Source organism: Mycobacterium sp. G7A2, from assembly GCF_041902445.1.
Lineage (GTDB): Bacteria > Actinomycetota > Actinomycetes > Mycobacteriales > Mycobacteriaceae > Mycobacterium.
Genome location: NZ_CP169251.1, coordinates 1,083,993 through 1,106,741, shown reverse-complemented (window position 1 = coordinate 1,106,741; position 22,749 = coordinate 1,083,993). Strand labels below are relative to the sequence as shown.

20 protein-coding genes are annotated in these 22,749 nt (G+C 67.2%); 7 read left to right on the top strand and 13 right to left on the bottom strand.

The window, feature by feature from the left end; genetic code table 11:
* Positions 1–23: 23 nt before the first annotated feature.
* Together hisD and ACEWX3_RS05390 are read right to left on the bottom strand one after the other, a co-directional pair.
* A complete protein-coding gene (hisD, locus tag ACEWX3_RS05395; protein WP_374158873.1) occupies positions 24–1,358 on the bottom strand; it encodes a histidinol dehydrogenase in 1,335 nt (444 codons plus the stop codon).
* Positions 1,359–1,911: 553 nt separating this feature from the next.
* Complete coding sequence (locus tag ACEWX3_RS05390) at positions 1,912–3,435, bottom strand: APC family permease (RefSeq protein ID WP_374158872.1); 1,524 nt, start codon at positions 3,433–3,435, stop codon at positions 1,912–1,914.
* A gap of 117 nt (positions 3,436–3,552) precedes the next feature.
* Here ACEWX3_RS05390 and ACEWX3_RS05385 point away from each other — a divergent pair, with 117 nt between their 5' ends.
* Positions 3,553–4,491, top strand: a complete 939-nt coding sequence (locus ACEWX3_RS05385; RefSeq protein ID WP_374158871.1) for a LysR family transcriptional regulator — start codon at positions 3,553–3,555, stop codon at positions 4,489–4,491.
* Between the two features lie 180 nt (positions 4,492–4,671).
* Here the strand turns inward: ACEWX3_RS05385 and ACEWX3_RS05380 are convergent, their stop codons facing one another.
* The 4 genes from ACEWX3_RS05380 to ACEWX3_RS05365 form a co-directional block, all read right to left on the bottom strand.
* The gene (locus ACEWX3_RS05380) at positions 4,672–6,522 is read right to left on the bottom strand and encodes an ABC transporter ATP-binding protein (RefSeq protein ID WP_286182694.1); all 1,851 of its coding nucleotides are present in this window, start codon (positions 6,520–6,522) and stop codon (positions 4,672–4,674) included.
* Positions 6,519–8,462 carry an ABC transporter ATP-binding protein gene (locus ACEWX3_RS05375; RefSeq protein WP_374159790.1) on the bottom strand — a complete coding sequence of 648 codons (1,944 nt, stop codon included), beginning with the start codon at positions 8,460–8,462 and terminating at the stop codon, positions 6,519–6,521. The genes ACEWX3_RS05380 and ACEWX3_RS05375 overlap by 4 nt, the downstream gene beginning before the upstream one ends.
* An 82-nt stretch (positions 8,463–8,544) precedes the next feature.
* Complete coding sequence (locus tag ACEWX3_RS05370) at positions 8,545–10,584, bottom strand: ABC transporter ATP-binding protein (protein WP_374158870.1); 2,040 nt, start codon at positions 10,582–10,584, stop codon at positions 8,545–8,547.
* Positions 10,585–10,612: 28 nt separating this feature from the next.
* A complete protein-coding gene (locus tag ACEWX3_RS05365) occupies positions 10,613–10,780 on the bottom strand; it encodes a hypothetical protein (RefSeq protein ID WP_374159999.1) in 168 nt (55 codons plus the stop codon).
* Here ACEWX3_RS05365 and prrA point away from each other — a divergent pair.
* A complete protein-coding gene (prrA, locus tag ACEWX3_RS05360; RefSeq protein WP_207065770.1) occupies positions 10,770–11,480 on the top strand; it encodes a response regulator transcription factor in 711 nt (236 codons plus the stop codon). The two genes, ACEWX3_RS05365 and prrA, sit on opposite strands and share 11 nt — an antisense overlap.
* A gap of 18 nt (positions 11,481–11,498) precedes the next feature.
* Entirely contained in the window at positions 11,499–12,842 is a 1,344-nt protein-coding gene (locus ACEWX3_RS05355) for an ATP-binding protein (protein ID WP_374158869.1), read from the top strand.
* Here the strand turns inward: ACEWX3_RS05355 and ACEWX3_RS05350 are convergent.
* Both ACEWX3_RS05350 and ACEWX3_RS05345 read right to left on the bottom strand, forming a co-directional pair.
* On the bottom strand, positions 12,839–13,201 hold the full coding sequence (locus tag ACEWX3_RS05350) for an FKBP-type peptidyl-prolyl cis-trans isomerase (protein ID WP_207065772.1): 363 nt from the start codon (positions 13,199–13,201) through the stop codon (positions 12,839–12,841). The genes ACEWX3_RS05355 and ACEWX3_RS05350 overlap by 4 nt on opposite strands.
* A 3-nt stretch (positions 13,202–13,204) precedes the next feature.
* The gene (locus ACEWX3_RS05345) at positions 13,205–13,960 is read right to left on the bottom strand and encodes an SDR family NAD(P)-dependent oxidoreductase (RefSeq protein ID WP_374158868.1); all 756 of its coding nucleotides are present in this window, start codon (positions 13,958–13,960) and stop codon (positions 13,205–13,207) included.
* A 65-nt stretch (positions 13,961–14,025) separates the two neighbouring features.
* Here ACEWX3_RS05345 and ACEWX3_RS05340 point away from each other — a divergent pair, with 65 nt between their 5' ends.
* Entirely contained in the window at positions 14,026–14,274 is a 249-nt protein-coding gene (locus tag ACEWX3_RS05340; protein WP_207065774.1) for a DUF2630 family protein, read from the top strand.
* 18 nt (positions 14,275–14,292) lie between these two features.
* A complete protein-coding gene (locus ACEWX3_RS05335) occupies positions 14,293–15,843 on the top strand; it encodes a phytoene desaturase family protein (protein ID WP_374158867.1) in 1,551 nt (516 codons plus the stop codon).
* Between the two features lie 12 nt (positions 15,844–15,855).
* Here ACEWX3_RS05335 and ACEWX3_RS05330 read toward each other — a convergent pair whose 3' ends face one another.
* From ACEWX3_RS05330 to pdxH, 5 genes are all read right to left on the bottom strand, one after another.
* Complete coding sequence (locus ACEWX3_RS05330) at positions 15,856–16,284, bottom strand: MarR family winged helix-turn-helix transcriptional regulator (RefSeq protein WP_374158866.1); 429 nt, start codon at positions 16,282–16,284, stop codon at positions 15,856–15,858.
* Positions 16,274–17,710 (bottom strand): MFS transporter, encoded by a 1,437-nt coding sequence (locus ACEWX3_RS05325; protein ID WP_374159789.1) that lies wholly within the window; start codon positions 17,708–17,710, stop codon positions 16,274–16,276. The genes ACEWX3_RS05330 and ACEWX3_RS05325 overlap by 11 nt, the downstream gene beginning before the upstream one ends.
* A 156-nt stretch (positions 17,711–17,866) precedes the next feature.
* Positions 17,867–19,168 carry a citrate synthase gene (locus tag ACEWX3_RS05320; protein WP_152518642.1) on the bottom strand — a complete coding sequence of 434 codons (1,302 nt, stop codon included), beginning with the start codon at positions 19,166–19,168 and terminating at the stop codon, positions 17,867–17,869.
* A 142-nt stretch (positions 19,169–19,310) separates the two neighbouring features.
* Positions 19,311–19,961: a TetR family transcriptional regulator gene (locus ACEWX3_RS05315; protein WP_374158865.1), complete on the bottom strand. Its 651-nt coding sequence runs from the start codon at positions 19,959–19,961 to the stop codon at positions 19,311–19,313.
* 81 nt (positions 19,962–20,042) lie between these two features.
* Complete coding sequence (gene pdxH / locus ACEWX3_RS05310; RefSeq protein ID WP_374158864.1) at positions 20,043–20,711, bottom strand: pyridoxamine 5'-phosphate oxidase; 669 nt, start codon at positions 20,709–20,711, stop codon at positions 20,043–20,045.
* 203 nt (positions 20,712–20,914) lie between these two features.
* On the opposite strand from pdxH, the gene ACEWX3_RS05305 reads away from it, so the two are divergent.
* Positions 20,915–22,033 carry a citrate synthase 2 gene (locus ACEWX3_RS05305; protein ID WP_207065778.1) on the top strand — a complete coding sequence of 373 codons (1,119 nt, stop codon included), beginning with the start codon at positions 20,915–20,917 and terminating at the stop codon, positions 22,031–22,033.
* Positions 22,030–22,656: a maleylpyruvate isomerase family mycothiol-dependent enzyme gene (locus ACEWX3_RS05300; RefSeq protein WP_374158863.1), complete on the top strand. Its 627-nt coding sequence runs from the start codon at positions 22,030–22,032 to the stop codon at positions 22,654–22,656. The genes ACEWX3_RS05305 and ACEWX3_RS05300 overlap by 4 nt, the downstream gene beginning before the upstream one ends.
* Positions 22,657–22,749: the final 93 nt, after the last annotated feature.

Below are 22,749 nucleotides of genomic sequence, written 5' to 3'. Positions count from 1 at the left end.
CCGTCGTTGACACGTCGCGCATCTCACTCCACATTCGCGGGCTCAGCGTAGACGGCCAGCCTGCGCGTGGCGGTGGCGCTGTGGGCGGCCATGCCCTCCGAGTCGGAGATGATCTGGACGGCTCGAGCCAGCGCGGGCGTCGCCGCGCGGGTGACCCGCTGGTAGGTGAGCGGCTTGAGATAACGCGACACCGAGAGACCGGCGCTGTGCTTTGCGCCGCCAGCCGTCGGGAGCACGTGATTGGTGCCCGCCATGCCCTTGTCGGAGTATGCGACGGTGCTCCACGGCCCCAGGAATATCGAACCGTAGTTGAGCAGCCGATTGTGGTACCAATCGTCTTCTGCGGTGATGACTTCGAGGTGTTCTGGCGCGAGGTCATCGATGAGCAACGCGGCGGTCTCTCGGTCTGCGGCAACCGTGACCATTCCGTAGTCCCGCCACGCGGGACCCGCGATCGGCGCGGTCGACAGGCCCTGCAACTGGCGTTCGACCGCTGCGACCACCGCGAGCCCATGAGCTTCGGATGTGGTGACGAGCGCAGCCGGTGAGTTCACGCCATGCTCAGCTTGACCGAGCAGGTCGGCGGCGACGAGCTCGGGGTCGGCGGTTTCGTCCGCGAGCACGGCCACCTCGGACGGCCCGGCGAGCAGGTCGATGGCGACCGTGCCGAACAGCTGACGCTTCGCCTCGGCGACATAGGCGTTGCCCGCACCGACGAGCATGTCGACGGGAAGCTCTCCGATCAGGCCAAATGCCATGGCCGCGAGGGCCTGCACGCCGCCGAGTACGAAAACCCGGTCGACGCCGGAGAGATGAGCGGCATAGACGACCGCGTTGTTGGCGCTTCCATCGCGCTGGGGCGGCGTGCAGGCGATGACTGTGGAGACATCGGCCGCCTTGGCCACCCCGACGGTCATGAAGGCTGACGCGGTCAGCGGGAAACGACCCGCGGGCAGATACGCCCCGACTCTGGCCACGGGAACGTAACGAGTCCCTGTGACCAGCCCCGGACACAGCTCGGTCTCGAAACCGACGAGATGGGAACGCTGTTCGTGAGCGAAGGCCTGGGTGCGCTCGGAACCGAGCTCGATGGCCTGCCGAAGGTCGGCAGGCAGTCGCTCGCCGCTCGCCGCAATGTCGCGGGCGGAGAGTTCGAAATCGTGTCGGTCGTCGTTGTCGAGTGCGCGACTGAAGTCGCGCACGGCATCGAGCCCCCTGCTCTCGATCTCACGGAGCATCGTGCTGACCGTATCGATCACCGCGGGGTCCCGCTGCGCGGCCGGGGCGTCTACCAGGGGCCGTTTGAGGTGGTGGAACTTGCCTTCTAAGCGCCCTAGGAGGAAAGGGGAATAACGCATGGGTTTGACAGTAGGGACCCGTCCTGTGCTGCACCAGAGAGTGATTCTCGGCGCGAAGCAGAGGTTTACGCTATGCCGAGCTCGCGACACACGGGCCCGGAAGTCCACTCGCGCGAATCCCCTGTAGGAGCGACCACTCTGGGAGGCAGCACCGCGGTGAACGTCGAGCAGCCGCGGCCACACCTCACTGATCGGCAGTGATCACGGCGCACTGTGTCACAACCCAACGGTCGGAATCCGCCCGCTACGGCACCGGTTCCAGAGTGCAACCGATCTGCCCCCAGCTGAACGACGTAGCGACCCCAGCAGCCCAATGGCTGTGTCGCCAAGGTGTGACGGGTCGCTGTGCGACCCGAATGTCGTCGGCAGCTCTCGTCTCCAGACTCGGTATGTGTCGAGCCACCGCCCCCCAGACCGGCGAAGGACGTCGACGACGACCGATTCGGGTCAGGCCTCGTGCGAAGAGCTGGTGCTCACCATCGCCCGCTGGGTGCGGCGAGAGAGTATCCCGAGGCGCCGATCTGTGAGACCCGACCGACACGGTCCGCCGACGTCAGGGGACGATGTCATCGCGGCGCTGCGCAGACACGCGCTCGCCGGTCGCAGAGTCCGCTGCGCTCCTGCGCGCGAGGGCGTATCTCGGACCCGCCTTCGATGCGGCGATACGTGTCCTCAAGATGAACACCCACCAGGCACCCGCCACCGCCATCGTCACGACAAAGACAATCGCGTTCGCCCGGAAGTCTGGGAGAAACAGCAGGGCCGACATGACGGATCCGAAGACAACCAGACCTGTCAGGTAAACCGGCACCCGGAATCGGCCGAGATCGAAGATCCCCGGCAGTCCTGCGGGAATCCGGTTGTGCGCATTCGCGAAGAGAAGTCCGCCGGTGGTGAGCAGGTAGACACAGAAGAATCCGAGAGCTGACATTCCGATGATGTACGAGAATGTCTGCTCGCTCGCGAGCGCCGACAGCAGGAGTGCAAAGGAGACCAGCCCGGTTGCCCACACCGCGTTTGTCGGCACCTTGTGCGTAGTCGACACTCGACGAAGCAGGTGCGACCCGGGCAGCATGTTGTCTCGGCCGAGGGCATACACCAGACGAGTGGCAACGAGCATGCTCGCGAGCACACACACCAGGATGTTCGTCAGCGCCAACGCGATCACGAATTTCGCGAACCAGGGCGAAACCTGTTGAGCGAACAGGTCGGTGATCGGCGATGCGCTGTCGGACAGTGTGGCGGGGTCCTTGATGACCAGGAGGAAGACGACATACATGAAGAACTCGACCGCAGACGCTGCCCCGAGGGCCAGGAACATGGTGCGCGGGATGGTGCGGCGCGCGTTCTTCGTCTCCTCTGCGACATCCGCTGCCGCCTCGACTCCGACCAATCCGAAGATGCAACCGAGGCTCGCTGTCAGCCAGACGATGACATAGGGCGATGTCGATCCAGCAGCTGCGCCGCCGGAGAAGAGGAAGTCGATGGCTTGGTGCTCGTCGGAGACGAAGAACGCGACGACTGCGATGAACGCAGTAGCACCGATCGTGACGACGAGTTCCAACGCAACACCGATGTTGTTCAGCATGGTGGCGAGTTTCACGCCGTAGACGTTGATTAGCACACACAGCAGCACCACGGCAATCGCGGTGAATATCTGCGCTTGAGTGGTCATCTCGATGCCCAAGAGGCTGCCGATGTATCCGGACATGACGAAGGCGACACCGGTGAAACCACTGATGAATCCGACGGCGCCCGCAAAACCGGTGAACCATCCGAGGCCGGGGTTGACGAGCCGGCTGGTCCATTGATACGCGTAGCCGGCCAGCGGAAGCTTGCCAACCAGATCCGCGGCGATCAGCGCCCACACGAAGAACACGGCAACTGCGAGCGGGAAAGTCCAGATGAAGGCCGGGCCGGCTGTGTTCAACCCGAACCCGAAGCCGGAGAACACCGCTGTGGTCGCGCTGATGACCGAGAAGCCCAAGAAGAACGACGAGACACCGCCCACCGACCGGCTCAATTTCTGGGTGTATCCCAACTCGCCGAGTTGGCGATCCTCCTCCGAGCTGTCCATCGCGGAATCTCCTCATCGTGCACGTCGCTGTAGTGGCTGGTCTTGGGTTTGAAGCCTAAAAAGGACATTGGGACAGGACAACCTTGTGAATTTCACCGACTGCTATCGTGTTGACCTATGGCTTTGTCGCTGATCCAGCTGCGTGTGTTCGTGACCGCCGCACGCAGCGGCTCCTTCACCGCCGCGGCCAAAGAGCTCTACATGTCCCAGCCAACCGTCTCGGAGACGATCAGAAGAGTCGAGCAGCACTACGGCACACCGCTTTTCGTACGGGGTGCGCGGCGGTTGATCCTGACTGCACCTGGCGAAGAGCTGATACCACTTGCAGAGCAGACACTGGCAGCCGCCGATGCGGCCGATCGCGCCTTGAAGGCAGTCACCGGGCTGCAGGGTGGCGTGGCATCGTTTGGGTTGCTACGCAACGCAAAACACTATGCGATGGCTGATCTGTTGACGTCATTTCACGGCCGCTACCCCAACGTCCGGCTCCGTGTCGTCGGCGTGAACTCCGCCGATGTCGCCGACATGGTTCGCGACGGCAGCCTCGAGGCCGGGCTCGTGGTACTGCCGGTGGACACTCACGAACTGCATGTGACACCGCTGTTCAAGGACGAGGTGATGTTCGCGACTTCTCAGGCCTGGCGCACTGATGCCGTCTCCATTGACGAACTCGCTGCCGCGAAGCTGATCCTGTACGACGCCCACGCGGGATGGCGCGACCCCACCCGCCGACAACTCGCCGAGCGCGCGCTGCTCCAAGGTCTCGAGCTGAATCCGACGATCGAAGTGGAGCAAGTCGACACGGCACTGGATCTCGTTGCCGCGGGAGCAGGAGAGACATTCGTCTCGAAGGCAGTGTCTGTCTCGCCGATCGCGCCGCCGGGCGTGAAGTACCTGCCGTTCTCAGAGCCGCTCTACGACACCGTCGCCCTGATCCAGAAAGAGTCGGCGATCCTGTCCCCCGCGACCAAGGAACTGGCACGGCTGGCGCGAGAAACCATCGCGAGCTTTCGTTCGGACGACATGCCGGAAGTGCGATACATCGAATCGCCGTAGGCCTGACCGCCCACCTCGGTGGGGCCGCCTGCAGCGCGTGGGCGCGTCAATCTTTCTCGCCGCTCGGGGACACAAGCGTGCGTGGCCACGCGCGGGTGCACTCCCTGGCGCTCGCAGCTCGCCGTGGCAACCCGGGTGCACTCTCGGCGTCAGGGTAGTGGGCAGCATCCGTCCCGCTCGTCATGCCAGCGCCTCCTGCCACGCCTGGTGCAGCTTCGCGTAACTGCCGTTCGCGGCGATCAACTCGGCGGGCGAGCCATCCTCGATGATGCGGCCGTGCTCGAGCACCAATACCCGGTCGGCGATCTGCACCGTCGACAACCGGTGCGCGATCACCAGCGCGGTCCGGTCGGCCAGCACCGTCTCCAGGGCCCGTTGCACCATCCGTTCGCTGGGAATGTCCAGCGACGATGTGGCCTCGTCGAGGATCAACACCGCAGGATCGGCCAGGAACGCCCGGGCGAACGCGACGAGCTGGCGCTGCCCTGCCGAGAGCCGTCCACCCCGCTTGGCGACATCGGTGGCGTAACCCTCCGGCAGGGCCTCGATGAAGGCGTCGGCGCCGACGGCCCGTGCCGCGTCGCGCACCTCGTCGTCGGTCGCGTCGGGACGGCCGAACCTGATGTTGTCGGCGATCGTCCCGCCGAACATGAAGTTCTCCTGGGTCACCATCACCACATGGTGACGCAGCTCAGCCTGTGCGACGTCGCGCAGATCCACTCCGTCGAGCGTCACCGACCCCGCCGTCGGGTCGTAAAAGCGCGTGACGAGTTTGGCGATCGTGGTCTTGCCGGCACCGGTCGTCCCCACCAGCGCCACCGTCTGCCCTGCCGGCACCGTCAGATCCAGGCCGGGCAACACCGGCCGGCCCGCGACGTACTCGAATCGCACATCCGCCAAGGCGATCTCACCGCGCACCGCGTCGAGCCGGCGGGGTTCGCGCGGGTCGTCGATGGCCGGCTGCTGCGCCAGCACACCCGCCAGTTTCTCCAGCGCGGATGCCGCCGACTGGAACGTGTTGAAAAACTGCGAGATCTCCTGCATGGGTTCGAAGAACATCCGCAGATACAGCAGGAACGCGGTCAACGTGCCGATCGTCATTTCGCCGTTCAACACCCGGTAGCCGCCGTAGAGCAGCACCACGCCGGTGGTGATGTTGCCGACCAGTTTGACGCCCGGCATGAACACCGCCAGCAGCCGGAACGTGCGCTCGTTGATCACCCGGTACCGGTCGGCGACGTCTTCGAAGATCTCCTGGTTGCGCGGTTCCCGCCGGTAGGCCTGCACAGCCTTGATGCCGGTCATCGTTTCGACGAACTGCACGATGACCAGCGCGGCGATCTCGCGCACCTCGCGGTAGGTCTTCGACGATTCGCGATGGAACCACGCCACCAGCACGACCAGCACCGGGAACGCGACCAGGCACATCAGCCCCAACTTCACGTCGAGGGTCAGCAACAGTATTGCCGTGCCGAACAGCGTCAGCACCGCGGTGATCAGACTGTCGAAGCCTGTTTCGAGCATGTCCTGGATGGCTTCGACGTCATTGGTCGAGCGGCTGACGACCCTCCCGGACGTGTAGCGATCGTGGAAGGCCACGTCGAGTCGGCCGAAATGCCGGAACAGCCGCCGGCGCAGCTCGAGCAGGACCTTCTGACCGGTTCGACCGGATCGACGCAGGAACACCATCCGGCTGGTGGCCTGCACGACGACCACGACCCCGAGTGCTGCGACGATGGTCAGCAGCGTGCGCGCCGAACCACCCTCGACCAGCGGCGGGATACCGTGATCGATGCCGCGCTGCACCAGGATCGGAACCGACAGCCGGGCAGCGTTTTCCACCACCACGATGACGGCCAGCAGCGCGACCGTCCACTTGTACGGTCGCAGCAGTGAACCCAGCAGCGCCCGCGCCTCCCGTCGACGGGGCTTCGTCTCGTCGATCGGAAGGTCGGCCTGCTCGGTGAACTTCCCGCGCCAGTCCGACACGTCGGTTCGCTCGTCGCGCGAACGTTTCTCACTGGTGGTCACGGCCGCCGCTCCAGGATCTCGTGCTCGAGCCGGTTGCCGTCGTCACCGTCGTCCGGCTCGAACATCCGCAGCCGGTCGATGCTGGTGCGGTCCTCGGGCCAGCGCTCGTCGGACCATTCGCAGTCGCGTTCGGCACCGTCGTCGAGTTCATCGTCCGCGGCCAACAGGTACCGGTATTCGGGTACCTGGGCGAGCAGTTCGGCGTGGGTGCCGACATGGGTGATGGTGCCGTGCTGCAGCAGCGCGACCCGGTCGGCGAGCAGCACCGTCGATGCGCGGTTGGCCACCACGACGCCGGTCACCGACTCCAGCACGCGCCGCAGCGCCGCCTCGACCACGGCCTCGGTGTGTACGTCCAACGCCGACAGCGTGTCGTCGAGTACGAGGATCTTGGGCGCCGCCAGAATCGCCCGCGCCAGCGAAAGGCGTTGCCGCTGACCGCCGGACAGGCTCATGCCCTGCTCCCCGATGCGGGTCTGCAGGCCGAACGGCAAGTCGTAGACGAATTGCGCCGCTGCGACCTCGATGGCTCGGCGCAGCTCGGCGTCGCCGGCATCGGGGCGGCCCAGCGCGAGGTTCTCGGCGACCGACATGGAGAACAACGTCGGGTCCTCGAAGGCGGTGGCCACCGTCTGCCGCAGCGCATCCAGCGTCAGCTCGCGGACGTCCGTGCCGTCGATGCGGATCTGGCCCTCGGAGACGTCGTAGAGGCGCGACATCAGCCCGACCAACACCGACTTCCCCGAACCGGTGGCGCCGACCAGGGCCAACGTCTCGCCCGGCTCGACGGTGAGGTTGACGTGGCGAAGGGCCCATTCCTGCGACGCGCCGCTATCACTGTCCGGCCCGCCGGACGGGGCCACACTGTCCGGCCCGCCGGACGGGGCCACACTGTCCGGCCCGCCGGACGGGGCCAACGGGGCGTCGTCAGGGAACCGGAAGCCCACGTCGACCAACTCCAGACGGCCCCCGCGCGGCGCCTGGTCACGCGGTCCGTCGGTGATGTCACGCGGCGCGTCGAAGATCTCGGCGATGCGGTTGGCCGCAGTGAACGACTCCTGGGTCATCGACAGCAGGAAACCCAGCGAGGCGATCGGCCACACCAGCGACAGCATCATCGTGATGAAGGCGACCAGCGTGCCCAGCGTGACAGAGCCGTTGCCGGCGGCGTATGCGCCGAAGCCGAGCACCACGATCAGTGTCAGGTTCGGGATGATCTCCAGCAGCGTCCAGAACTTCGCCGACACCGACACCCGGCCGAGCTGGGTTTCGTAGAGGTCGGTCAGCTGCCGGTCGAAACGGTCGTAGACGTAATCCTCGCGGCCGAACGACTTGATGACCCGCAGCCCGAGCGCAGACTCCTCGACGTGCGTGGCGACATGGCCCGCCTGGTCCTGCGCCTGCCGGGACAGGCGGGTGTACTCCTGCTGGAAGTGCAGCACCGTGAGCGTGATCGGCACGATGGACACCGCGACCACGACGCCCAGCGGCCAGTACATCACCAGCAGGATCGTGGTGATGACGGTGATCTGCAGGATGTTGAGCAACAGGAACGTCAGCCCGAAGGACATGAACCGGCGGATGGTGCCCAGGTCGTTCATGATCCGCGACAGCAGCTGCCCGGACTGCCAGCGACCGTGAAACGACATGGGCAGGATCTGCAGACGCGCGTACAGGTCTTTGCGGATGTCGGCCTCGACACCCATGGTGGCTCGCGACACCAGCCAGCGGCGGATGAACCACAACACCGCCTCGGTTATGCCCACCCCCATGGCGGCCGCGCCCAGCAACCACAGTCCCTGCTGGTCCTGATGGCGCACGGGGCCGTCGATGACGGCCTTGGTCATCAGCGGGATCGAGATCGTCGCGCCCAAGCTGGCAAGCGCGGTCAGCAACATCGCGATCCAGCGCACCCGGTAGGGCATCAGGTACGGCAGCATCCGCCACAGGTCGGAGCTGGAACGGGCTCGTCGCGGTGGCGGTGCGATCGCAGGCGCTTTGTTCAGCGCGGTCGGGCGGGCGTCAACCACTTAGAAGATCTTCCCATTGCCCGCAACTGGTTAACCCTTTCGCCGGAACGGAGTTGCGCGCGCAGTAGGCAGCGTGCGGACCGCGGGGAGCGCAGCTGCGGCGTTCGGTGCCGAACTGGGTGTGATAGAGCCCGGCGTAGCGACCGCCGCGTCCCAGCAGCTCCTGGTGGGTGCCGCGCTCGACGATGCGGCCGTCCTCGACCACCAGGATCATGTCCGCCGCGCGCACCGTGGACAGCCGGTGGGCGATGACGATCGACGTCCGGCCGCTGAGTGCCTCGGCCAACGCCTGCTGCACAGCGGCCTCAGATTCGGAGTCCAGCGACGCGGTGGCCTCGTCCAGGATCACGACCTGCGGGGACACCAGCAGCAGCCGGGCGATGGTCAGACGCTGCCGCTGCCCACCCGAGAGCCGGTAACCGCGCTCGCCGACGATCGTGTCCAACCCGTCGGGCATGTCGGCGACCACATCGGCCAACCGGGCCCGCCGCAGCGCCTCCCACAGCTGGTCGTCGGTTGCCGGCGGTCCGGACAGCTGCAGGTTGGCCCTGATCGACTCATGGAACAGGTGACCGTCCTGAGTGACCATGCCGACCGTGTCCTTCAGCGACGCGAACGTCACGTCGCGCACGTCCCGCCCGTTGAGCCGGACGGCGCCGCAGGCTCCGGTCTGATCGGACGGCCCGCCGTCCAGCGCCCGATCGGACGGCCCGCCGTCCACGTCGTACAGGCGGGCGATCAGCGCAGCGATCGTCGACTTGCCCGCTCCGGACGGACCGACCAGCGCCACCATCTGACCGGGCTCGGCGGTGAACGACACCCCGTGCAGCACCTCGTCGCCGCCCCGATCGTCGAGTTCGGCCACCTCCTCCAGCGACGCCAGAGAGACCTTGTCCGCCGACGGATACGAAAAGTGCACGTCATCGAACTGCACGGCGACCCCGCCGTCTGCCCGCCGGGGCACCTCGACCGCGTCGGGGGCCTCCCGGATCAGCGGCACCAGATCGAGCACCTCGAATACGCGCTCGAAGCTGACCAGCGCACTGGCGATCTCCACCCGCGCGTTGGCCAGCGCCGTCAACGGCGCATACAGCCGGGTCAGCAGCAACGCCAGCGCCACGATCGAGCCCGCCTGCAACTGTCCGCCCAGAGCCAGTGCGCCACCCAGGCCGTACACCAGCGCCAGCGCCAGCGCCGACATCAACGTCAGCGAGTTCATGAACGTCGACTGCAACATCGAGGTGCGGATCCCGATGTCGCGGACCCGTCCCGCACGGACCTCGAACTCGCGGGACTCCGCGCCGGGGTCACCGAACAGCTTGACCAGCGTCGCGCCGGGCGCCGAGAACCGCTCGGTCATCTGGGTGTTCATGGTCGCGTTGTGGATGGCCGCCTCCCGCGAGAGCCGCGCCATCGACGCGCCGATGCGACGGGCCGGGATCAGGAACAGCGGCATCAGGGCCAGCGACAGCAACGTGATCTCCCACGAGATGCTCAGCATCACCACCAACGTCAACGTGAGCGTGACCAGGTTGGACACCACTCCGGACAACGTGTCGGAGAACGCGCGCTGCGCCCCCAATACGTCATTGCCGAGCCGGCTGACCAGCGCACCGGTCCTGGTGCGGGTGAAGAACGCCACCGGCATGCGCTGGACGTGGTCGAACACCGCGGTGCGGAGATCAAGGATCAGGCCTTCGCCGATCGTCGCGGACAGCCAGCGGGTCACCAGTGCCACCCCCGCCTCGGCCACTGCCACGACGGCGATGACCACGGCCAGCATCACCACCACCGACGTGGTGCCCGGGCCGGTGATCTCGTCGACCACCCGCCCGGCCAGCAGCGGTGTGGCCACTGTGAGCAGGGCACTGACCACGCTGACAGCCAGGAAAACCGCCAGCTTGCCGTGATGCCGCTGGGCGAACCGCCAGATCCGGCTGAGCAGGCGTCGGTCGGCCAGCGAGCGCAACTCACCACCACCCGCCCGCGTCTGCCGGTACAGGGATTGCCGGGCAACCGTTTCCAAGCTCATGTTTTCACCGTAAAACCTGAACAAAGATTCAGGTCAAAGGCTTCCAGGCGTGCCGCGTGAGCCACAGCACGCCGCGGTCCGGAAACTGCGGGCCTTTCACACGGGCCGACGTGCCGAGGTCGGATTTCGTGCCGCACCGGCCGCCGGGCGTTGCCTCCGCCGGGCGATGGCCTTCATCGGGCAAGATGTCGGGCATGGACAGTGGTGTGAGCTCACCTCGCGTGCTCGTCGTCGACGACGATCCCGACGTCCTGGCTTCCCTGGAGCGGGGGCTGCGGCTGTCTGGGTTCGAGGTCTTCACCGCCGTCGACGGGGCAGAAGCGCTGCGCAGCGCCACCGAGACCAAACCGGACGCGATCGTGCTCGACATCAACATGCCGGTGCTCGACGGCGTGTCTGTGGTCACCGCACTGCGCGCGATGGACAACGACGTACCGGTCTGCGTGCTGTCCGCCCGGTCGTCGGTCGACGACCGGGTCTCCGGTCTGGAAGCCGGCGCCGACGACTACCTGGTCAAACCGTTCGTGCTGGCCGAGCTGGTCGCGCGGGTCAAGGCGCTGCTGCGTCGGCGCGGGTCGACCGCGACGTTCTCGTCGGAGACGATCACCGTCGGACCGCTGGAAGTCGACATCCCCGGCCGACGCGCCCGCGTCGACGGTGCCGACGTCGACCTGACCAAACGCGAGTTCGACCTGCTGGCGGTGCTCGCCGAACACAAAACGGCGGTGCTGTCCCGGGCGCAACTGCTCGAGCTGGTGTGGGGCTATGACTTCGCCGCCGACACCAACGTCGTCGACGTCTTCATCGGCTACCTGCGACGCAAATTGGAAGCCGGCGGCGCGCCCCGGCTACTGCACACCGTCCGCGGCGTGGGGTTCGTCCTCAGGCAGCAATAGGATCGGCCGCCGAACGACATGGTCGCGCTGTCCCGGATCTTTCGTCGCACACCGTCGCTGCGCACACGGGTCGCGTTTGCCACCGCTGTCGCCGCCGCGATCGTGGTCGGCATCGTCGGGACCGTCGTCTGGATCGGCATCACACAGGACCGCAAGGAGCGGCTGGACCGTCGCCTGGACGAGGCCGCCGGTTTCGCCATTCCATTTCTGCCGCTCGGCCTCGACGAAATTCCGCCGTCCCCGAACGACCAGGACGCCGTCATCACGGTGCGCCGCCCGGACGGGCAGGTCAGCTCCAATTCCAAAGTGGTCCTCCCCGAGCTGGACCCCGGCTACGCCGACACGTTCGTCGACGGGGTGCGCTACCGGGTCCGCACGGTCGAGCTGTCCGCGCCGGAGCCGATGTCGGTCGCCGTCGGCGCGACCTACGACGCGACGATCGCCGACACCAAGAACCTGCACCGTCGGGTCCTGATCATCTGCACACTCGCGGTGGCCGCCGGATCGTTCGGCGGCTGGCTGCTGGCGGCGTTCGCGGTCCGCCCGTTCAAGCGACTGGCCCAGCAGACCCGCCAGATCGACGCCGGCGACGAGCCTCCCGACATCGACATCCGTGGCGCCACCGAGGCCGTCGAGATCGCCGACGCCCTCAAAGGCACGTTGGAGCGCATCTGGGAAGAACAGGGCCGCACCAAGGCGGCATTGACCTCCGCGCGGGACTTCGCCTCGGTGTCGGCGCACGAGCTGCGCACCCCACTCACCGCGATGCGCACCAACCTCGAGGTGCTCGCAACGCTCGACCTGGGCGAAGAACAGCGCAAGGAAGTGGTCGGCGACGTGATCCGCACCCAGACCCGCATCGAGGCCACCCTCGGCGCGCTGGAGCGACTGGCGCAGGGCGAGTTGTCCACCGCCGACGACCACGTGCCGGTGGACATCACCGAGTTGCTCGACCGCGCAGCCCACGACGCGATGCGCGTCTATCCGGACCTGGACGTGTCGTTGGTTCCTGCGCCCACCGTCATCATCGTCGGGCTGCCGACCGGCCTGCGGTTGGCTGTGGACAATGCGATCGCCAACGCCGTCAAACACGGCGGCGCGACGCGGGTTCAGCTGTCGGCGGTCAGCTCCCGCGAGGGCGTCGAGATCGCCATCGACGACGACGGCGTCGGCGTGCCCGAGGAGGAACGCACCGTCGTGTTCGACCGGTTCTCCCGGGGGTCGACGGCGTCGCACTCGGGCTCGGGTCTCGGACTGGCGCTGGTGGCGCAACAAGCCGAGTTGCACGGAGGGACGGCGTCATTGGACGCCAGCCCGCTGGGCGGGGCCCGGCTGCTGCTGAAGCTGCCCCCGCCGACTTAGCGGGTGGCCAGCAGGTCGATGACGAATATGAGCGTCTTGCCCGACAACCGGTGCCCGCCACCGGCGGGGCCGTAAGCCTGCGCGGGCGGGATCGTCAGCTGGCGCCGGCCGCCGACCTTCATGCCGGGAATGCCGTCCTGCCAACCCTGGATGAGACCACGCAACGGAAATTCGATGGACTCGCCGCGATTCCAGGAGCTGTCGAACTCCTCACCGGTGTCGTACTCGACGCCCACGTAATGCACCTCGACGTTGGCGCCGGGGACAGCTTCCGCGCCGTCACCGACGATGATGTCCTCGATCACCAAGTCAGACGGTGGCGGGCCGTCGGGGAAATCGATCTCGGGTTTGGATGCCATGCCTCAGCCTAAACCGGAGCGCACCTCGTCGGGCTGCAGCCACTCGGTCGGCCTGAGCAAGACCACCTCCGGGATGATGCACGCAGCCGACAACCTGGTCGTCATCGCGACCACCTCGGCAACGTCACTCGGCGTGATCATCGTCGACGCGGCGACCTCCCCGCGGTAGCCGTCGGCCATCGGTGTGTCGACCAGGCCCGGGCAGACGGCGGTGGCCTTGATCCCCGACGGGGCCAGCTCGTCGTGCAGCGCTTCGGTGAAGCCGACGACGGCGGCCTTGGTCGCCGAATACGACGACAGGGTGGCCTCGCCGCGCTTACCGGCGTTGGATGCCGTGTTGACCACTTGCGCGCAGCCCCGTTGACGCACAGCCGCTTTGAGCAACGGCAGGGCTTTGTCGGTCAGCAGCACGACGGCGCGGATGTTGACTGCGAGCTGGTGGTCGAGGAAGTCGGCCGTGATGTCACCGACCAACCGGTGCCCGGATACCCCGGCATTGTTCACCAAGATGTCGAGTGCGCCGTGCCGGGCAGTGTGGAAGGCGACCACGTCGTCGAGGAAGGCTTCCTCGGTGACCGAGCCCGCCAGTTGCTGCACCGGTGGCCCGGACCCCTCGGCAACCTGACCCGCGGCGGCGGCGAGCTTGGCGGGGTCGCGGGCCACCATCGTGACGGCGAAGCCCTCCCGACGCAGCGCCCGGGTGACCGCCAGACCGATGCCGCTCGACGCTCCGGTGACCAGGGCGCTGCGCTCGTTCATGCGGCAATTACATCCTGTGCGGAGATCCGGCGCTCGGCGGGCCACCGACGGGGCACACTGGAGGCGTGGCCAAAGACGAAGACATCCTCAGCCAGGTCAACCAACTCGTCGCTCAGGAGCGCGAGCTCCGCGACAAGCTGCAACACCACGAGATCGACGAATCCGAGGAGCACCGCCAACTGAAGGCGATCGAGGTGCAACTCGACCAGTGCTGGGATCTGCTGCGCCAGCGCCGCGCGCTGCGGGAGACCGGTGGCGACCCGCAGTCGGCGCAGCTGCGCCCGGAAGGCGAGGTCGAAGGCTACCTCAGCTGAGGTCTCCTGCGAGCCGACATGCGTGACTTCGACGTCGTCATCGTCGGGGGCGGTCACAACGGTCTGGTGGCCGCCGCCTACCTGGCCCAGGCCGGTCGCCGCGTCCAGGTGCTCGAGAAGCTCGGCCACGTCGGAGGCGCTGCGGTGTCGGCGTACATCTTCGACGGCGTCGACGCCCGGCTGTCGCGTTACTCGTATCTGGTGAGCCTGCTGCCCCGCCGGATCATCGACGACGTCGGCGCCAGGATCCTGCTGGCCCGCCGGACGTACTCCTCGTACACGCCCAATCCCGCCGACGGAGGTCGCACCGGTCTGCTGATCGGGCCGCAGTCCACCTTCGGCGCGGTGGGCGCGGGGGCCGACGAGGCCGGCTTCACCGAGTTCTACCGTCGTTGCCGAGTCCTGACGACGCGGATGTGGCCGACGATGCTGGAACCGCTTCGCACCCGCGCGCAGATGTTCTCGATGGCGACCGACGCCGGACCCGACGCGAAGCGCACCTGGCGTTCACTCGTCGATCGTCCCATCGGCGAGGCGATCACCGAGGCAGTGGAGTCCGACCTCGTCCGCGGGGTGATGGCGACCGACGCGCTGATCGGGACGTTCGCTCACACCGGCGACGACACTCTGCTCCAGAACGTGTGTTTCCTCTACCATCTGATCGGCGGGGGCAGCGGGGACTGGGACGTCCCGGTCGGCGGGATGGGCGCGGTCACCGCGGCACTGTCAGTCGCCGCAACCCATGCAGGTGCCGAAATACTCACCGGCGCAGAGGTTCTCGACATCGATCCAGACGGACAGGTGCGCTACCGCCGCGACGACGACGAGTACTCGGTGACGTGCGAGCGGGTGTTGGCCAATGTGGGCCCAGCCGTGTTGGCCCGTCTGCTCGGCGACGACGATCCCGGCGTCACCCAGGGCGCGCAGGTCAAGCTGAACCTGATGTTGCGGCGGTTACCTCGCCTTCGTGACGACTCGGTCACCCCGGCACAGGCTTTCGGCGGCACCTTCCACATCAACGAGACCCACAGCCAACTCGACGACGCGTACCGCCGCGCCGTCGCAGGCGAAGTCCCCGACCCGCTGCCGTGTGAGATCTACTGCCATTCGTTGAGCGACCCGACGATCCTGTCGGAGCCGCTGCGTGCCTCCGGTGCGCAGACACTGACGGTTTTCGGGTTGCACACCCCGCACAGTCTCGTCTCCAGCTCGCCGCCCGACCTGCTCCGCGACACGCTGACCTCCGCGGCGCTGGCATCACTGAACTCGGTGCTGGACGAACCGATCCAGGATGTGGTGATCGAGGACCGCGCGGGGCGACCGTGTATCGAGACGAAGACAACCTGGGACTTGCAGAGCACGCTGGGAATGACGCACGGCAACATCTTTCACGGTGCGCTGCAGTGGCCGTTCGTTGACGCCGACGCACCGCTGCGGTCACCCGCGCAACGGTGGGGAGTGGCCACCGCCCACGATCGGATCCTGCTGTGCGGCTCCGGATCCCGTCGCGGAGGCGCGGTCTCGGGCATCGGCGGCCACAACGCGGCGATGGCGGTTCTCGGCCGCTGAGACGTGAGGGTCTCAGCCGGTCCAGGGCCCGGCGGCCGTATCGAGGATTCGTCGCAGCGCAACGAGATCGTCAGGGTCGAGCGACCTCAGAGACTGAGGCGCGGGGTCGTGAACCCCCTCGATGAGCCGCACCATGTCACGCCCGGCGTCGGTCAACGACACCACCTTGCATCGGCGGTTGTCCGGGTCCACCTCACGCACGACCAGACCGCGCTCCTCCAGATCGTTGACGGCGACGGTCGCCGCCGGAGCGTCGACGGTGGCCGCCGCGGCGATCTGCTTGACCGTCATCGGATGGCGATTGAGCCGCTTGAGGATTCGGATCCGGCTGAACGGCAACCCGGAGCGGTCGACGACCGCGCGGCGCCATCCGTCGCGGTTGTCGAGTACGAATGCGGACATCTCGCGCCACACCTGGTCGGCCAGGCCGTCACCGGACATCGGCGGCCTCCGTGGGTCGGTTCGTGCCCAGCACGAGTGGGGCCAGCCGATCGGCTGAGCGTTGGGCGCGTTCCGATGTCGAGTACAGGCCGGTGGCCAGGATCACCAGACCCAGGGCGATGCAGAAGAACCACAGCGGGTGGGCAGCCTTGGCGAATTCGGTGCCGCCGGTCGCCATCGCGGATCCCGCGATCGAACCGCACAGTGCCACCCCGATCGACACGCCGACCTGTCTGCTGGTGGACGTTACGGCCGAGGCCGCGCCGGCACGGTCCAGCGGCATCCCGCTGACCGCGGAATTGGTGATGGGAGCGTTGACCATCGAGAAACCGATGCCGAACACGGCGAAGACGATCAGCAACTCCCACACCGGTGTCGCCGCCGTGAGAAAGGTCAGCATCGTCGACGCCGCCGCGATCAGCGTCCCGGCCAGCACCAGCGAGGGGCGGGCCCCGTAGCGTCCGACCAACCGTCCCGACAGCGGCGAGAACATCAGCGCGCCCACCGCGATGGGCAGGTAGATCAGCCCGGTGTGCATCGCCGAGAAGCCCCGCTCGCCTTGCAGATACAGCGACATCATGAACAGGAAGGCACCCCAGGCGGCGAAGGCACAGATCGCGTTGATCACCGCGGAGGTGAACGGGATGCTGTTGAAGAATCGCAGATCGAGGAACGGGTCGGCGCGCCGCGACTCGTAGCGCAGGAACGCCACGAACGCGACCAGGGCGACCGCAGCGCTGACGACGACGCGCACGTTGCCCCATCCCAGCACGGGCCCTTCGATGAGGGCATAGACGACGCCGAACAAGAACAACACGGCCAGCAGCTGACCGATGGGGTCGACGGTGCGCATGGTGGCCGACTTGGATTCGGGCACGAACACCGCCGTCAGCACGATGGCAGCGGCACAGATGGGCAGGTTGATCCAGAACACCGACCGCCACGAGATGGTCTCGATCAGCAGGCCGCCGACGATCGGGCCCAGCGACATCGAGATGCCGACCACCGCGCCCCAGATGCCCAGGGCCCGGGCGCGTTCCACCTTGCCGGTGAAGATCTGCGAGATGATTGACAGCGCAACCGGATTCAGCATCGACCCGCCGATGCCCTGCAGTAAGCGGGCGGCGATGAGGGTCTCGATGGACGGCGCGAGGCTGCACGCCAGCGACCCGACCGCGAAGATGGCCAGGCCGGTCTGGAATACGCGTCTGCGGCCCAGTCGGTCGCCGGCCGCGCCGGCGAGCATCAGCAGCGAGGCGAGCACCAGCGTGTAGATGTCGACGACCCACTGCAGCTGCGCCGGAGTGGCCGACAGATCGGTGCGGATCGACGGGAGCGCGACGTTGACGATGGTGGCGTCCATCGACACGATGAGCAGGCTCAGGCAGCAGGAGACCAGGATGACGGCCTTGCGCCGCGGCGTCATCGCGCCGACAGTTTCATTCACACAACTATTGTGAAACTACAACCGTTCGGCTGGCAAGCGACGAGAGTGTGACGCTCGTGGCGATCGAGCGCCCGCAGAGCACCCGCTCATCGAGGCTGTGTCGGCGTGCAGACCCGCGCGCTCGCGGTGATTGGGCTAGCGGGAGTCGAGCGGCACGTACGGGCGCTCGGTGTAGCCGGTGTAGATCTGGCGCGGACGCCCGATCTTGTTCGGCTCGCCGTGCATCTCCCGCCAGTGCGCGATCCAGCCCGGCAGACGGCCCAGCGCGAACAGCACGGTGAACATCCGCGTCGGGAAACCCATCGCCCGGTAGATCACGCCCGTGTAGTAGTCCACGTTCGGATACAGCTTGCGCTCGACGAAGAAGTCGTCGGTCAGCGCGATCTCCTCGAGCGTCTTGGCGATGTCGAGGAGCTCGTCGTCACCGCCGAGCTTGCCGAGAATCTTGTCAGCCTGCTCCTTGACGATGCGCGCCCGCGGATCGTAGTTCTTGTAGACGCGGTGGCCGAAGCCCATCAGCTTGACGTTGTCCTCGCGGTTCTTGACCTTCTTGACGAAGGTCTTGACGTCGAAGTCGGCCTGACGGATCTTCTCGAGCATCTCGAGCACCGCCTGGTTGGCGCCACCGTGCAACGGACCCCACAGCGCGTTGATGCCGCCGGAGATCGACGTGAACAGGTTGGCCTGCGAGGAACCCACCAGCCGCACCGTCGAGGTCGAGCAGTTCTGCTCGTGGTCGGCGTGCAGGATGAACAGCATGTCCAGCGCGCGCACCATCTCCGGGTCGAGCTCGTAGGGCTCGGCCGGGAAGCCGAACGTCATGCGCAGGAAGTTCTCGACCAGCGTCAGCGAGTTGTCCGGGTACAGGAACGGCTGTCCCTCGGACTTCTTGTAGGCGTACGCCGCGATGGTCGGCAGCTTGGCCAGCAGCCGGATCGTCGACAGCTCGACCTGCTCGTCGTCGAACGGATCCAGCGAATCCTGGTAGTAGGCGCTCAACGCGTTCACGGCGCTGGACAGCACCGGCATCGGGTGTGCGTTGCGCGGGAAGCCGTCGAAGAAGCGCTTGAGGTCCTCGTGCAGCAGGGTGTGCCGCTGGATCTGCGTGGTGAACTTCTCCAGCTGCTCCTTCGACGGCAACTCACCGTAGATGAGCAGGTAGCTGACCTCGATGAACGTCGACTTCTCGGCGAGCTGCTCGATCGGCACGCCGCGGTAGCGCAGGATGCCGGCGTCACCGTCGATGTAGGTGATCGCCGACTTGGTCGAGGCGGTGTTGACGAAGCCACCGTCGAACGTCGTGTATCCCGTCTTGGCCAGCAACGAGCCCAGCGCGATGCCGTCGGCCCCCTCGGAGGCCTTGACGATGTCGAGCTCGAGCTCGCCACCGGGGTAATTGAGGATGGCGTGCTGCTCGGCTTCGGCGTTATCGGCCACTGGAATCCCTTCGCTGTCGATCAGGTCTATCCGGAGGTCACAAGTCTGTCTTCACGAGGCAGTCTGCCCACCACGAAACAACTCTGCCTACCAAAAGGTAGTCCCATTCCAGCAGTCACGCCCGCGGGGGGCACCGGCGGGGTCAGACGAGTTGCCGAAGCGGAGCGATCTGGCCGACGAAGTCGGTGTACGTCGCCTCGAAAGCGTCGATGAGGTCGTCGACGGTGATGCTGACGGCGTCGGTGAGGTCGCGCGTGGCGTCCTGCAGCGCGGTCATCAACAGGCCGCCCCAGACCGCGGCGACGAGCTTGACCCGACGGTCGTCGACGGTGGTGCCCATGCGCTGCGCGACGACGGCGTCGACCGGGTTGGCGCGGTACTCGATCGCGGCGTGCCGCAGCGCCGAGGAGGTGACGACGATCCGCAGGATCTGCAGCAGCCGCGCTGACGTGAAGCCGCCCACCGGAGCGGTCTTGGTGGCCTCGGCCATGCCGATGTAGGCGCGCCGCATCGCTTCGAAGTGGTCGATGTCGGCCGGTTGGCGGGCGAGTTGAGCCGCGGTGTGGTCGAGGATTTCGTCGATGAGCGCCAGCGCGATCGCGTCCTTGGTGGCGAAGTACCGGCTGAACGTGCGTGGTGACACGTCGGCGATGGCGGCGATCTGGTCGACGGTGGTCCCGTCGAGCCCCTGTCGTTCGCACAGACCGACCGCCGCGTCGATCAGGGTGGCGCGGGTGCGCAGTTTCTTGCGTTCGCGCAACCCCAGAACGGGCGCCCCCCTGTTGTCGGCCACCTCCACAATCTATCCCGCCTGACGTCGAGATAGATGGGAATCCGCTTTGCGCGAACTCCGGTGAACCGCTGTGGTCGACACCTACGGCTGCAGCCTCACCACCTGACCGCCGCTGAGCAGAACCCTGTTGTGCACCCGATTCTCGCGGCCCTGCCAGAACTCGACGACCTCGGGAGCTATCAGATAGCCACCCCAGTGCGGCGGCACGGGCACGTCCTCGAGGTCGGCGAACCGTTCGGTGACCTGGGCGAGCTGGCGCATCAGGTCCTCCCGCGACGCGATCGGGCGGCTCTGCGCCGACGCCCACGCCCCGAGCTGTGAGCCGCGGGGGCGGGTGGACCAGTACTCGGCGGTCTCCTGCGCCGACACCGTGACCACGGGGCCGCGCACGTGGACCTGGCGGCCCAGCTGATACCAGGGGAACGTTGCCGAGGCGTAGGGGTTCGCGGCAAGCTGCCGGCCCTTGTCGGACTCGTAGTTGGTGTAGAAGGTGATTCCTGTCTCGGACACGCTCTTGCACAGCACAGTCCTGGTCACCGGCCTGCCCTCGACGTCGACCGTGCCGACCACCATGGCGTTGGGCTCCGCGACACCGGCCTGGTGCGCTTCGGCCAGCCACGACTCCAGCAGCGAGACCCAACCAGAGGCTGGGTCGGCACCGAGCCAGGCCGGGTCCAGATCGGCGCTGCCGTCCTTCTCCGCCGATCCGTACTCCACCCGCATCCGCGCCAGATGATCAGAAGTGCTCACGTCACAACGTTACGTCGAGCGCTGCGGCGACAGCGGGGCCGACACCGGCGAGGACAGCGGAGCTCAGCCCCGGTGACGACAGCGGAGCTCAGCCCCGGTGACGAAGGCGGAGCTCAGCCCCGGTGACGAAACCCGACCTCGGCACCGCCCACGAAATTGGACCGTTGGCACCGCCGAAGAAGCCGGGTGCAAGAATCCACCCCATGACTGCGGTGCCGAAGGATTTCGCCCCCGGATTGGCGGGCGTGGTGGCGTTCGAAACCGAGATCGCCGAACCCGACAAAGACGGCGGCGCCCTGCGGTACCGCGGGGTGGACATCGAAGATCTCGTGGCCCATCGGGTCACGTTCGGCGATGTGTGGGCCCTGCTCGTCGACGGCCGTTTCGGCCACGGGCTGCCGCCGGCCGAGCCCTTCCCGCTGCCGATCCACAGCGGCGACGTGCGGGTGGACGTGCAGGCCGGATTGGCGATGCTCGCGCCGATCTGGGGCTATCCCCCGCTGCTCGACATCGACGACCAGACGGCCCGTGATCAGCTGGCCCGCGCATCGGTTATGGCGTTGTCCTATGTCGCGCAGTCAGCCCGCGGCATCTACCAGCCCGCGGTGCCGCAGCGCACCGTCGACGAGTGCGACACCGTCACCGCGCGGTTCATGACCCGTTGGCAAGGCGAGCCGGACCCCCGCCACATCGAGGCCATCGACGCCTACTGGGTCAGCGCCGCCGAGCACGGCATGAACGCCTCCACGTTCACCGCCCGGGTCATCGCCTCCACCGGTGCCGATGTGGCGGCCGCGCTGTCCGGCGCGATCGGTGCGATGAGCGGGCCGCTGCACGGCGGTGCGCCGGCCCGGGTGATCCCCATGATCGAAGAGGCCGAGAAGAACGGCGACGCCCGAGCCGTGGTCAAGGGGATCCTGGACCGCAGCGAAAAGCTGATGGGCTTCGGGCACCGCGTCTACCAGGCCGAGGATCCGCGGGCCCGCGTCCTGCGCGCCACCGCGAAGCGGCTCGCAGCGCCGCGCTACGAGGTCGCCGCAGCGCTGGAGCAAGCCGCGCTCACCGAGTTGCGGGAACGCCGTCCCGATCGGGCCATCGAAACCAACGTCGAGTTCTGGGCGGCGGTCATCCTGGACTTCGCTCAGGTTCCGCCGCAGATGATGCCGGCCATGTTCACCTGCGGACGCACCGCCGGATGGTGCGCGCACATCATGGAGCAGAAGCGGCTGGGCAAGCTGGTGCGCCCGTCGGCGATCTACGTCGGGCCGGGCCCGCGCAGCCCGGAGTCGGTTGACGGCTGGGATCAGCTCCACCGCTCATGACGACGCGCACCCGTGGCCGGCGCGGCGTGTTCGAAGCCGCAGCGGGTCACTTCGCCGATCTGGTCCGCTCCATCGCCGACGACCGCTGGGACGAGCCTGGACTGGGTGACTGGACGGTTCGCGACCTGGTCGGTCACACCTCGCGGTCACTGACCACGGTGAGCACGTACCTGCGTACCCAGGCCGTGAACGAGGATGTCTCGAGCGCGGTCGACTACTACGTCAGGATCCGCGACTACGCCGCCGGTATGGGTACCGACGCCATCGTCGAACGCGGCCGGCAGGCCGGCCGCGACCTCGGCGCCGACCCCGCCGTGGCGATCGATCACCTGCTCGCGCGCGTACTCGACGATCTCGATGGCGTCGACGATCCGCTGATCGCGGTGATCGGCGGGCTGGGCATCAAGCTGAGCAGCTATCTGCCCACCCGCACCTTCGAACTCGCCGTGCACGGCATCGACATCGCGCGGGCTGTCGGCGTCGACCGCGACCCGCCGGAAGAGGTGCTGGCCGACGCCGCTGCGCTGGCCGCTCGCATCGGCGTCGCGCTGGGCCAGGGACCGGCCGTGCTGCTGGGGTTGACCGGCCGAAGCGATCTGCCACCGGGGTTCTCGGTGGTCTGAGCCGAGGACCGGGTGCCCGGACCGCGATGACTTCTGGCGTCTTCTCCGGTCAACCTGTTCGGCCATGCCGACCACCGAACCGTAAGGAGAACC